Consider the following 12,983-nt stretch of genomic DNA (forward strand, 5'->3'; position numbering starts at 1 on the left):
AGATCCCAACCCGCTGCCTGGGCGATTTGAGCCGCCTTGATCAGTAATTCCCAGTGCGGTATCTCCCGAATGGCAGATTCCACTTGGGTAAAACACAATCTTTCCCTACTTTCCTGTTTCTGCTCCATCTTCACTCCCAACTCCTCCCTATTGACAAAAATTTAAAGATCGACTATCATCCATGGAGTGTGAGGAGCGAATCAAGAAGAAGACCGAGACGAAACACGGCCAGTCGTCGGTCTTCTTTTTGGTTTTATATTATTTTAAAGACAAGAGATTCCGGTTGGTTTGGTAGCGGCAACTTAGGAATTGAGAATAAATTTCTCGATCGCGACCGCAACACCATCCGCGCTGACAGGTGGAGCCACCCAGTCAGCAAGAGAGCGGACATCAGCGGGGGCGTTACCCATCGCGACACCGATCCCGGCATAAGCTAGCATTTCCACATCATTATAGTTATCACCGATCGCCAGGACATTCTCGGCGGTGATGTCGAGTAAGTTTTTAGCTACATAGTCGATCGCATTGCCTTTATCGATACCCGACTGGGTCGTTTCGAGAAAGATCGGTACAGAGGTAGTAACATGCAATCGATCGACAGTATACTTGCGGCGCAGATCTTGGAGTAGGTCTTGAATTAACGTAGTATCCTCCGACATAGCGAGTATTTTAGTCGGTCGCTCGGTCAAGATCGTTCGTAAATCGGCAACTGGAGTGACAGCAATCCCACTCCGCCCGACATATAGCTCAGTGTCGGGGTTAATTTTCCGCACATACAGACAATCATCGCGATAAACATGAATCGATAATTTAGCCAAGAGTGTCGGTTGCTCGAAATAATCGACCAGTTCCCTAGCAATATCGACAGGTACGGGACAATGACGGTGAATGGTACCTGTAGCCGGATCTTGAATCCAAGCGCCTTGATAGGCAATAATCGGCATGTCTGCGGCGATTTCCTGATGAAACCGGAGGGCCGATTTATACATTCTACCTGTCGCAATCCCTACCCGGACACCACGCTCTTGCGCGGCTGAGATTGCTGCTTTGACACGGGGACTGACTTGATTGGATTCTCCCGCGATCGTGCCATCAATGTCTACGATCAGGAGTTTGATTTGGGCAGTGGATGATGACATGGTTGCAGTTGTGTAGATCTGAAGCCAGGTATCAGCCTATCACATCACAATTGCGTCGCGATCGATTGCCATTGTCGGACTAGCGACTAGCGGTAAGGTGAGTCGATAACCATTACCACTGGGGCTAGAGGAAATCGTGCCGCCATGTGCCGCAGCCAGCGTATGACTGAGTGTTAAACCCAGGCTAATCCGCAGATCCTGACCGATCTGAGCATTCTGAGCCTGCGGGGATGCCGGAAAGGGCGCGAGCAGAGCGTCAAAATCGTTAGTGACGATCTGCATCTGGAGAGCATCGGCGAGCTGGGCAATCTCGATCGAGATGTGGCAAGCGGTGGCACTGGCATGAATTAAACTCAGACTCAGATAGTAGACGATTTGACGTACTTTGTCTTTGTCTAGCATCCAGGTGGTGCTAGTATTTGCCGCTAGTGCTAATTTGATGTGCTGCTGTTTTTTTTGGGCTAGCGGCTCTAGACTCTGAAGCGCCAATTGGCATAGCAGCTCAAGATTTACCGATTGGAGTGCCAGTTGCGGCGCAGAATTTTCGGTGCGGGAGGTGTCGCCGACGAGTCCACCTAATTGGGAGATCTCATCGACAAGGGTGACTAACTGTTGACCGCTATGGTGGATAATTCCTAAATAATCTTTTTGCTTGCTGGTTAAAGCGCCATAGACTTCTTGTTGTAAGACGCTAGCCATTCCCAGGACGGAGGTGAGTGGCGTCCGCAGTTCTTGGGCTAAATGAGTCAGTAATTGCGACTGAATTTGACCTGGAACTGCGGATGCGGCTGAGGCAGCGGTAATTGCTGGCTCGATCGCATTGAGTCGTAGAGGCTCGATTTTGTTGCTGGTAGAGACTTTGCGCTCGTCATATGCAGCGGCGACGCCCGGATCGTCAAATCCTATCGGAGCGCGATATTGGAGATTGCCCACCCAATTATTTAATTGTGCTTGACTTAATAACTTCCGCTCGAATTCGCTGGCGACGAGGCGACTGACAAGGTGGAGGAGATCGATTTCGCGATCGCTAAATTGGCGCGGTTTAAAATCAAAAATCGATAGCGTCCCCAACTTATCGCCAGCAGCAGTGGTAATCGGTACGCCCAAGGTTGCCTGGATGCGATGTACCCGCAATAGGGCAGATTGCACTAATTGCGGACGATCTCGAAAATTTGTGACGATCGAGCAGTTCGGACTGTCGATCGCCCGATCGTGACAGTATTCTAGCCCAGCTAATTCTAGAGCTAAATTGGGTCGAGCGGGTAAAGCTGAAAGTTGCTCTAGACCGGAAATAGACGCAATTTGGTAGCTAGCTCCCGCGATCGCGGTGAGAATAGCTACAGGTGCCACGATCGTCCGTACCGCCAAGGCTGTGGCTTCATTAAATATCGGCATCGCTGGCAATTGCTCGATGCTCAACTGACTCCCCAGCGGTGCAGAGTGCCGGGATCGAGACCTAGCTTGGTGGTGTGATTTGGAGTTTAGGTCTTGGTCGGAATTGAGCATGGGACAATTGCCCGCAATGGGAATAAGTAAATGTCTGAGGATAGATGTCTATATCTAAAATTCCCACGTCAGCACTCTAGAGCAACATTTAAAAATGAGATTGCCATCTGGCGTGCCAAATTGCCCTGGGCAAACTTGCGGAATCATCACCAATCGACCTGTAGTAGTAGCCAAGATTACTTACCGCGAAAAACTATGAAATCCGCATTCTTCCCTGGTTGTTTCCTCGCTTTAGCTACTTTGTCTGCTGTGGCTGCATTCCCCGTACGTCAAGTTAGTGCCCAATGCGTCATGAATGATACGAATATTCAAATGACGATCGGTGGTTCTGGGCAGCCTACAGATCGCACGAATAATGTCACTCAAGGTTCGACTGGCGGCTGTGTCGGTAATACCGTCAGTACGACCAATGTCCAATCTACCGTCGGCGGTACAGAGCGTGCCACCCAACGTCGTCAGAGCACTCAGCAAATCAATGGTAGCAATGACAGTCCTACTGGCATTAATATGCCTCCCGTCAAGTTTAAACAAAACGTCCAAGTAGATGTCGATAATCCTGCCGATCGTTTACCTCGCTAGAATGCTCTATAGCGGCGACTTACGGCGATCGGGTAATCGCCGTGGGAGCTTGGTGGCTATAGAATCCATTTGGGATCTTTGAGATTCATGATGGTGCGTTACGCCAAGGGCGATAGCGACGCATCGACCTGGAGGTTTCCTCCAGGTTGTGTGCGTCAAGACAACACACCCTACACCAGAGCGATAAGTTGACAGTAGGGTGCGTTACTGCGCTAGCATAACGCACCAATTCTGGAGTCAATCGGTTCAAACTGAAAAGATCTCAAATGGGTTCTGTAAAAGATTATGATTCGCTCTTGAGAGGTTCAGCCGCTAACTGACTCAAGAATTGCAGCGATTTAACAATGTAATTGCCACAGATATGGGGCGAACTTTGATAGAAGTTACTCCACGCAAATGATTTAAATCGCTCGTAATTAGCTGGCTCGAATGCCGATCGATCGAACCTGTCGATCGTTGGTTTGGGTAGCTCGACATCTAGCCAAGCCAAGCGAACAGCATGACCGATTAAGACATCCAGCACGATATATTCGGCAATTTCTAGATCTGGGTTGCGTTCGGATAAGGCGGCTAATGCCATGAGCGCTTCGATATTTAATTGGCGATATTCTGGGGCGACAATCTTATTTAGTAAGTGTTCGATTCTCAAGGCAAAATTCTTTTCACCAGGAGTCATTTCTGATAAGATGACATCGCTGTCTAGACGATTGCGTTTCTCTAATTTATCGCCGATCGTCACACCTTTACAATGTTCGAGTAATCGCCAGACGCTGGGATAAAAATCTTGCTCGACTCGCGCGATCGTGCCGTCTTTACGACGTTGATATCGCCAATCGATTGCGACAGTAGGAGCGCTATTTGCAAGAGCATCGACGGCATTGGGCATCCAGGCAATTTGATTTTGGGATTGATTGAGATGCAATGATTCTTGCTGAAAAACGGTATTACCCAAGCCTTGATAATCGGTCAATACTTGATGCAACCGGGTTTGAATTTCAAAGGGACTGAGTTCCATGAGTTTTTCGTAAGCAGCATCTTGAGTACTTCCCAATTCGATCGCTAGTTCGCTGGTTAGTAATAAAATTAGATAGCCAACTCTGAGGGTAAGTAAGCCTTTAACTAAAGTTGGTTCAGATTTAATTAATAAGCCTAAATAAATAATAATTTCTTGAGTCAATACGCGATCGCGAGTGTCTTCTCGACAGAATTCATCAATTTTTTCGACGATCTCGGTGTGGGACATCGGTCGATCGATCGAGGCAGCTTCACTATAAGCCATCCCGACTGTAAGCTGCTTACCGCCGATTAAAATATCAGTTACGGCGTCGGACAAGCTAATTTCGACCTTATCTAGTAAGCCCGCAGCATATCGGACGATCGCCCAGTGGGGACGATTGCTAAAGTTTCCGGCTTTGAAGTAAACTTCATTTAACAGATCGGCGACGGTGACTTTAACTTTTGGCCCTCCAAATCCGGTATTGAAGTCGAGTTTCTTGAGCTTGGTTAAGGTGTGTAATAGTTCGATCTGTTGGTAGAGATTATCCGAACCTCTTAACTGCTGCAAGAGGCTAGTGATGTTGGTTTCTGCTTCTAATAAAAATTCCTGATTATTAGTTAAGGGTTGATTGCGATCGGCAGCATAAGCTAGATAATAATGTTGGGGTAATGAGGGATCGACATAAGTTTCCTTGAATTTAAACTCGTGTAAGCTATCGATCCGCTCGACCCCAGCAGTGAGTTTCAATTGATTGAGATATCCCAATCGGATCGGCACGGTATTACATTTACCTTGTTTAAATTCAGCAATTAATTCTAGTAAGGGCGAAGCAAATTGTTGGCCTTGAAATTCATCTTGACCTTCTTGCAATAAAGATTTAGTCAATAATAAAGTTAGCGTTGGCCGCCCCAATTGCGTCCACTGTTCGCTAATATAAGCAATTTCAGCCTTGATTTGCGAAATGAGAAAGTGATAATCAAAAGTGAGATAAAACTGTTGGCGATCTAAAAATGCAGGTAAAAAGACGATCGTTTCCCCACAGATATTAAAGATCCGCGAAGTAGTCAAACTTCGCAAGCGGCGCACTGGACGACCTGTGAGATTTAGCTTATCATTGCGACCGATTTGGGCGTAAGCTGCGGCTAATTCTGTCGATTGTCGGACTTGAATCGGTTGGATTTGGGCGGAGATTTGAGTCGCAATTCCATAGTCAGCTAATTGTGATTGTAGATCGGCATCTTCAGCAATTAGGGCAATCTGAACTGTCCGCCGTCTTTTGTTACCAATTTGCAGATGTCTACCCAAAGGATCGAGATCTCCAGGTGCTAAAAATCGATCGTGTAGTAACTCGCCCAGAAAGTACAAACTTTGCGCCCACACTAAGGGCAGATTTTCATTCGGTAATCGCGGTTGCGAATGCGGCTGCGATCTTTCGGCAGCAATTTGGGACCTGGGCACGTAATATAATTCTGGTAATAATTGCGTCCCATCGGCATCCACGGCGACATCAGCCAATAAATTGCGATACTTCTCAATACTGACGGCATCGCCGCTAAATAAGGCATCCAAATATAGATAAGTGAAAAATAACGGCCATTCACACTCGATTCCCTCGAACTTAAGCAATTCTTCTGGCTCGTAATGCAGGCGGGTAGTATCTTCTAGTACCGTCTGATGTCCGTCGCGCAAGAAGCGTTTACAGCCATATTTCCCCTCTAATTTCTCGACAATTTTATCCCGCGTCCGCGCTACTAATTGCGGATCTGTCACGGCAAACGCTGGAAACCCGATAATACTTAACAGCGCGGCATCTGTCTCCTTGGAACTCGATTCCCTGGGCAATAGAGAAGCTAACGTCAACCGCGCGCGCGCGATCTCATCAGGCAAGACATGAATTACCGATGCCTGCGAACCCCGCGCGCCAAATAAGTCTAAACCATTAATTGCCTCCAGTGCGGCTTTAGCCATCCCGATCGAACTCGCATTTAGTTCCACGCTACCGTGATTGATCTTATCCCCACGCTCCCACAGTCCAAAATCTGGCGTCCGATAAGTCCGCCCGATATAATAAACCAAATTTTGGACGAAGTTGACCTCATCGAGCGTATAGATCGCAGGCAACCCCGATGCCGTCATCTGCGCCAAAATCAACACAAATAGCGAAGTTGCATCTAATTGCAGATGTCCCCACTCATCGTCACCGACGACGACATCCCCCGTATGGGTACTATACTTAGCGTGCAGCGCATCTGATGGCGATTGCGTCTGCTTGAACCGCTCTACCTTGTCCGCTTGGCGCAGCATACAAAATAACAGCCCGCGCATCAATTTAATAACGCTCTGCTCCAATTCAAATAATCGTCCTGGCGGTGCATCTACTTTGCGATACGCCAACGCCAATCCCCACACCGCTAAAATTGTGTAAACATTATCTCGTACCCACGCATCGGTATAGTCTCCATGCGCCGTAATCGCCGTACTCGCTGGAAATAACCCCGTAATCGGATTTTGGCGGCTGAGGATAATCGATTGAATTTGGTGGTAGTAACGATCGAGTTGTCCAGAACGATTCATGATGTGAGTTGTGTGTGATGATGGCGATTTATCCGCTGCTAGCCTCTATTCTAAGTCCTGATGGACATTCCCTCACACTCATTGGTGTCACCCGCGCGGAATAAACTTTCCATAAAGACTTGCCATATGTACATTTATTCGTTACATTATTTAATATAGATACGAACAAATCTTTACACTACCAGAGTAAAAATCATGCAAGCTAAAAAAGAAGAGCCACAATTTGGTTTTACTCCTTCAGCAGAACTTTTGAACGGACGCCTAGCGATGATTGGCTTTGTAGCTGCCCTCATCACTGAGTTAGTTACCGGACAAGGTACCTTACACTTCCTGGGATTAATGTAACTTTAGCTACCAACACTAGCCAAAGGCTTGCAGCTCTCGAATTTATTCGTTACATCGGTTGACACTCGCAATTATAGATATTCATCACCACTGGAGTCAGAACTATGCAAGCTAAAAAACAAGAAGAAGCCCAATTTGGTTTTACTCCTTCAGCAGAACTTTTGAACGGACGCCTAGCGATGATTGGCTTTGTAGCTGCTCTCATCACTGAGTTTGTTACCGGACAAGGTACTTTACACTTCCTGGGATTAATGTAATTCTAGCTACGAATATCGTCCGCAGACTTGCAGTTCTCCAATTTATTCGTTACGTCAGTCTACACGCGCAATTATAAATATTCACCCCTACTGGAGTCAGAACTATGCAAGCTAAAAAGCAAGAAGAAGCCCAATTTGGCTTTACCCCTTCAGCAGAATTATTGAACGGACGCCTAGCAATGATTGGTTTCGTTGCTGCTCTCGTTACCGAACTAGTTACCGGACAAGGTACACTGCATTTCTTGGGATTAATGTAGTCGCTACGGTATTAATCAGTCTCAAAGAAAGCTGGGTATTACCCAGTTTTTTTTGTCCGCGATCGCCACCAACCAATTAAGATCCACATAAACACAGCGATAAAGTACCAATCTAAATCTAGCTATGTCCCCTCCCGGCGCGCCGATTATCAAAGATGAATATGACGATAATATCCTCGATCGACTATTTATCTGGCTATTTACCCACAAGATGGGGCAAGCTCTAGGCGCAGGCACTACTGTCAGCGGCTATGGTGGCTTTGTCGATCTCTCGAAACAAATCATGCACGGACGCAATCCCCAGCAGCAGCAAGTTATCGTTGCCAAGGTATTGCAGTCATTAGTCCCGGCACCAGTATTGTGGCTGATTCGCACTCTATTTGCCCCTACGCGGCTAGTGTGCGTCTTAAACGCTTGGTTTGCCGCCAAAATGTTTGAGTGGCTAGTCGGGCCTTGTACGGTGGCTACAGCCGATCTAAAATTAGCCGATGGTACGGTACGATCGCAACCCTCCGCAGTCCAGATCGAAAAATGTCGTTATCTGGCTGAGAGTGGCTGTGTCGGCATGTGCGTAAATATGTGCAAAGTGCCTACCCAAGCTTTTTTTACTGAGAAATTTGGCATTCCCCTGACGATGACCCCCAACTTTGCCGATCTCAGTTGTCAGATGATTTTCGGACAGACACCCCTGGCTCCTGCGGTAGATCCGGACTACACTCAGCCGTGTTTGGCTCTGCAATGTCCTACTGCCAAAATTACAGCCATCGCTTGTCCGCAATTGGCTTACCCTAAGTAACATCCTTCTTACGGATGATTTCAATTTTCAGACACTCTACTAAAATTAGAATAGGCGATAGCTTGGCACCTGGAACCAACAAATCGAACTTGCCGTCGGCAATCTTCTGCCTCATACCAGATCTATTGCCACATCGGTGTAGATCGAGAAGACACGATCGATTGAGCAATCGCTCTGGGTACCCTAATTAGATAGCAACAGCAATTAGAGACGTTCATGGCATACTGGCTGACAATCGAACTCGAACATGGCAAAATTGCGCCGATTCCTGCGACGATGGATACTCAAGCGCAAGGATTAGTCTACGGCACTACAGTACCCCAGTTACTCAGACAACTCGATCGAATTACCCAAAAATTGGGAGTAGCCAAAATCGAGGACTTTATATACAAAGACACCAAGGGCTACCGCTTGTTACTTCAAGAAGCCGAAGCCGAAGGTAATGCCGTGCTCGCTTCAGCAATGCGTGCCGAAATCGCCGCACTATCCGCTCAAACCCGCTGGCACGAACCAACCGTTGCCCGACAAACCGTTCATAGTCTCAAGGAGTTTGTCGCCACCAATCCGCAGGTTTTAGCGGGCAAAGATTCCCAAGCTACTGCTAAGTGGGCACTCTGGGATCTCGAAGCCTACGATCGCATCCTGACAGATCTCGAACAACAAGGTCGCAAGTTTGCCTTTGTCGAACGGAATTAGGGAATAGGGAATGGGGGATAGGGAATAGGGAATTGGGGATAGGTAAGAGGTAAAAGGTAAAAGGTAAAGGGTAATGGGTTTAGATTCTCTCTCCAGTCCCCCAGTCCCCCAACTCCCAACTCCCAGCTCCCAACTCCCCTCTCTACTCAAAGATAGAGAGATCCGTCCCAAACAATGCGGAAATAATTGACTGGATCGGTTACGATCGAGATGAAGTCGATACCATCGTCGATTGTGCTCAATTTGGTTTAGTAAACTATGTCTGAAGCTTTAACACTCAATCCTGCTAACGTCGAAACCGTCCTCGATACCCTCCGCCCTTACCTGATGGCTGATGGTGGTAACGTAGAATTAGTAGATATAGACGGCCCGATCGTCAAACTACGTCTTCAAGGTGCGTGCGGTTCGTGCCCGAGTTCGACAATGACACTCAAAATGGGGATCGAGCGCAAACTATGCGACATGATTCCCGAAATCTCTGGCGTCGAACAAGTATTTTAAGTCAGTTGAAAGTCAGGTTTTTAAAAAGTAAGGGGACTCAAACCGCCAAGCTTGGTTGCCGAGAGAACCATCCGACCTAGATCGTGACGATCGGTGCCCGCCCTTGCAATTTCTAAAATCAGCTATTACTGGACTCACCATTCGATCGGGGTTGAGGATTTAATTCAAGCGATATCAATAAGAAACCCAACTTCTGAGCGAAGTTGGGTTTTTGAGTTCAATTATGGCGATCGTCTATACAGGCGATAGCGTCCGACGTTTGCTGACCATTTGGAAGGTTTCGATAATGTCGCCTTCTTGCCAGTCATTGAACTTATCTAAACGGATACCGCATTCAAACCCAGCATTGACTTCGCGCACGTCATCTTTAATCCGTTTGAGAGAGTCAAGCGTGCCATCGTAGACCAACTGATTCTTCCGGAGGACGCGAATGCTACAGTTGCGGAGAGCTTTACCAGAGAGAACATAACATCCGGCAATGTTGCCCCGTCCGGCTTGGAACACCGCCCGAACTTCGACTTGACCGAGGGGTTCTTCGACTTGTTCGGGGTCGAGGAGTCCTTCCATCGCGCCTTGAATATCGCTCAGAAGGGCATAGATGATGTTGTATTCACGCACATCAACACCAGCATCATCCGAGGCAGAACGGGCACCACTGGCGAGGGTGGTGTTGAAGCCGATAATTACGGCACCACTGGCTGCGGCTAGATCGACATCAGTTTCGGTGATTTCACCTGCGGCGGAAAGGAGGACGCGCACCTGGACTTCATTTTGCGGTAGCTGGCGCAGGGAACCGAGAATTGCTTCGACGGAACCTTGGACGTCGGCTTTGAGGATCAGGTTGAGTTCTTTGAGTTCTCCTTCCTGTGCCTTGGCTGACAAACTATTGAGAGTGACCCGGCGGGAAGCCATCATCTGCTGGAGTCGCGATTGACGGCGTTCGGCAGAACGGACATCGGCAATGGCGCGAGCTTCTTTTTCAGGGAAGACTTCAAACTCATCACCTGCTTGCGGTACATCGCTCAAGCCGAGGACTTCGACGGCAAAGGATGGGCCAGCCGCTTCCACGCGGGCGAGCCTGTCATCTACCATCGCCCGAACTTTACCAAAGACGTGTCCGGCAACGAGGGTTTCACCGCCGCGTAAGGTACCGTTTTGCACCAGTAGGGTGGCAACTGGGCCTTTAGCTTTGTCGAGGTGGGCTTCAATGACCGTACCACGAGCAGAGCGATCGGGATTGGCTTGGAGATCTTCGACGTCTGCCACGAGCAGAATCATTTCTAGCAATGTATCGAGGTTCTCGCCTTTGAGGGCGCTGACTTCGACCATGATCGTGTCGCCACCGAGATCTTCTGATTGAAGGTTGAAGGCGATCAATTCCTGCTTAACTCGTGCGGGGTTGGCACCTGGTTTATCGATTTTATTGATCGCGACAATAATCGGTACTTCGGCGGCTTGGGCGTGACGGATCGCTTCGATGGTTTGGGGACGGACACCATCATCAGCCGCGACGACGAGGATCGCGATGTCTGTGACGCGCGCACCCCGTGCCCGCATGGCGGTAAAGGCTTCGTGACCCGGAGTATCGAGGAAAACTACTTGCTCGACTTGACCTTCACGATCCATATCTACGTGGTAGGCACCGATATGTTGAGTGATCCCACCAGCTTCGCCCTGAGCGACTTTGGTCGATCGAATCGCATCGAGCAGCGTGGTTTTACCATGATCGACGTGACCCATAATCGTGACCACAGGCGGACGACGTTGGAGTGAGTCAAAGTCTTCAATGTCGAGCATTTCGGTAACTTTGGTTGCCTCTGCTTGTTCGACACCCGTAATTACCGCTACGTCCATTTCTTGGGCGACCATCGTGGCGGTACCCACGTCGAGGATCTGCGTCACGCTAATTGCAATTCCTTTAAAGAAGAGCTGCTTGACGATTTCGGTTTCTGGTACCATCAGCATTTCGGCTAAATCGCGCACGGTAATACTACCCATGAGCGTAATCGATTCGGGCTTTTCAACAGTATTTTTCTGTTCGCGCTTATTATTATTACCGCGTTCTTTGGCTTGCTGATCGCCTTTCATCACGGGCTTTTTGCGCTGAGCCGGAACGGCTGCGGGTCGGATGCCGCCGCCAGTGCCGATTTTCTGCTTAGCAGGTCTGGCGATCGACAGGCTGACGATCGTCTCGTTAGAGTTATCGTTACCATCGAGATCGTCATCTTCATCATCCTCATCGATGACGACTGTTTTGACCCGTTTGCCTTTGGCAGGAACTTTCGCCTTAGCAGTCTCGATTTCTTCTTCTTCTTTACTCCAGCCTTTGCCCTTGTTTACTGGTTTCCGCAGGGGTGGCCGCTTGAGTTCGAGATCGATGGTCGTTGGTGTTGCGTCGTCTTTATCAGTCGCCGCACCGTCTTTACTAGGCGCACCCGGTCGGGTGGGGCCGCTACCTTGAGGCTTGATTTGGACGATCCGGGTTGGCGGACGATTGAGCGGTGGTGGCGCATTCTCAGATTTGGCTACCGGACGGCGGACTACGCCAGTACCGGGGCTTTGGGGCGCACCAACAGCGGGCCGATTGCTCGGCTCGTTCTTGACTAGTTGGGATTTAGGGATAGGTTTACTAGGCGCGGCGGCGCGACTTGCAGGTGCAGCCATACTATCTATGTTGGCGACCTCACCCGATCGATCGATCGAGCTATCGGCCAGACCGGGACGTGCTGGGGGGCCTGACAGTTGCGGTTTTGGTGCTGGTGGCTGGACGGGGGTGGTCGCTCTGACGGCTCGGTTAGGGCTGCCCTCAGCAGTGGACTCAGCACGGCGGACTACGGGTGCAGTCCCTTCACTAGCAGTTGTCGGTCGTACGACGGGACGGCTGACACTGGGAGCTTGGGGGGTTGCGGGACGTAATGGTGGTTGCTGTGCTGCTACTGGCGGCTGCGGCATCAAGGATGGCTTAGTCTGGTCGCTTTTGTGTTCGATCTGCAAAATTCGAGCTTTGGGTTCGGTGGGTCGTGGGGTGTTCGCTGCGGTCATCGCTGGATTTGGGGCTGGTGACTTGGGAACATCGCTTTTCGGCGCGGCTGGAGCTTCACCCTTATCAGTCGCGATCTGACGGGCTGGCTTGTTGTGACGATCGGGAAATTTTTCGTTAGCGGCTTTGACGATCTGCTCTGCTTCGGATTCTGAGATACTGCTACTGTGGCTTTTAACTACAATATTTAAGCCCTCGCAAATTCCCAATAAATCCTTATTTTCCAAATTCAATTCCTTTGACAATTCGTAAATTCTGACTTTGCCGTTGTTCATCCACTATGTTCCTATTTATGA

Annotated in this window: 11 protein-coding genes; 7 read left to right on the forward strand and 4 right to left on the reverse strand. The window is 48.9% G+C overall.

Translation table 11 applies throughout. The features are described 5' to 3' along the window. Nucleotides 1-302 precede the first annotated feature (302 nt). Together RMO35_RS01140 and RMO35_RS01145 are read right to left on the reverse strand one after the other, a co-directional pair. Nucleotides 303-1,139, reverse strand: coding sequence for an HAD family hydrolase (locus RMO35_RS01140; protein ID WP_309737980.1), 837 nt, complete (start codon nt 1,137-1,139; stop codon nt 303-305). A gap of 39 nt (nt 1,140-1,178) precedes the next feature. Next, a complete protein-coding gene (locus RMO35_RS01145) occupies nt 1,179-2,534 on the reverse strand; it encodes a GAF domain-containing sensor histidine kinase (protein ID WP_309737981.1) in 1,356 nt (451 codons plus the stop codon). Nucleotides 2,535-2,840: 306 nt separating this feature from the next. Here RMO35_RS01145 and RMO35_RS01150 point away from each other — a divergent pair, with 306 nt between their 5' ends. After that, nucleotides 2,841-3,224, forward strand: coding sequence for a hypothetical protein (locus tag RMO35_RS01150; RefSeq protein ID WP_309737983.1), 384 nt, complete (start codon nt 2,841-2,843; stop codon nt 3,222-3,224). A gap of 283 nt (nt 3,225-3,507) precedes the next feature. On the opposite strand, the gene RMO35_RS01155 is transcribed toward RMO35_RS01150, so the two are convergent. Then, complete coding sequence (locus tag RMO35_RS01155; RefSeq protein WP_309737984.1) at nt 3,508-6,795, reverse strand: glycoside hydrolase family 15 protein; 3,288 nt, start codon at nt 6,793-6,795, stop codon at nt 3,508-3,510. A gap of 195 nt (nt 6,796-6,990) precedes the next feature. Here RMO35_RS01155 and RMO35_RS01160 point away from each other — a divergent pair, with 195 nt between their 5' ends. The 6 genes from RMO35_RS01160 (at nt 6,991) to RMO35_RS01185 (ending at nt 9,647) form a co-directional block, all read left to right on the forward strand. After that, complete coding sequence (locus RMO35_RS01160; protein WP_309737985.1) at nt 6,991-7,140, forward strand: chlorophyll a/b-binding protein; 150 nt, start codon at nt 6,991-6,993, stop codon at nt 7,138-7,140. Between the two features lie 104 nt (nt 7,141-7,244). After that, a complete protein-coding gene (locus RMO35_RS01165) occupies nt 7,245-7,397 on the forward strand; it encodes a chlorophyll a/b-binding protein (protein WP_309737986.1) in 153 nt (50 codons plus the stop codon). Nucleotides 7,398-7,501: 104 nt separating this feature from the next. Continuing rightward, nucleotides 7,502-7,654, forward strand: coding sequence for a chlorophyll a/b-binding protein (locus tag RMO35_RS01170; protein ID WP_309737987.1), 153 nt, complete (start codon nt 7,502-7,504; stop codon nt 7,652-7,654). Between the two features lie 124 nt (nt 7,655-7,778). Beyond that, nucleotides 7,779-8,450 carry a DUF4033 domain-containing protein gene (locus tag RMO35_RS01175; protein WP_309737988.1) on the forward strand — a complete coding sequence of 224 codons (672 nt, stop codon included), beginning with the start codon at nt 7,779-7,781 and terminating at the stop codon, nt 8,448-8,450. A gap of 216 nt (nt 8,451-8,666) precedes the next feature. Then, the gene (locus tag RMO35_RS01180) at nt 8,667-9,146 is read left to right on the forward strand and encodes a hypothetical protein (protein WP_309737989.1); all 480 of its coding nucleotides are present in this window, start codon (nt 8,667-8,669) and stop codon (nt 9,144-9,146) included. A 258-nt stretch (nt 9,147-9,404) separates the two neighbouring features. Then, entirely contained in the window at nt 9,405-9,647 is a 243-nt protein-coding gene (locus RMO35_RS01185; RefSeq protein ID WP_309737990.1) for a NifU family protein, read from the forward strand. A 234-nt stretch (nt 9,648-9,881) separates the two neighbouring features. On the opposite strand, the gene infB is transcribed toward RMO35_RS01185, so the two are convergent. Next, entirely contained in the window at nt 9,882-12,962 is a 3,081-nt protein-coding gene (gene infB / locus RMO35_RS01190) for a translation initiation factor IF-2 (protein ID WP_309737991.1), read from the reverse strand. Nucleotides 12,963-12,983 lie beyond the last annotated feature (21 nt).

This window comes from Chamaesiphon sp. OTE_20_metabat_361, from assembly GCF_031364565.1.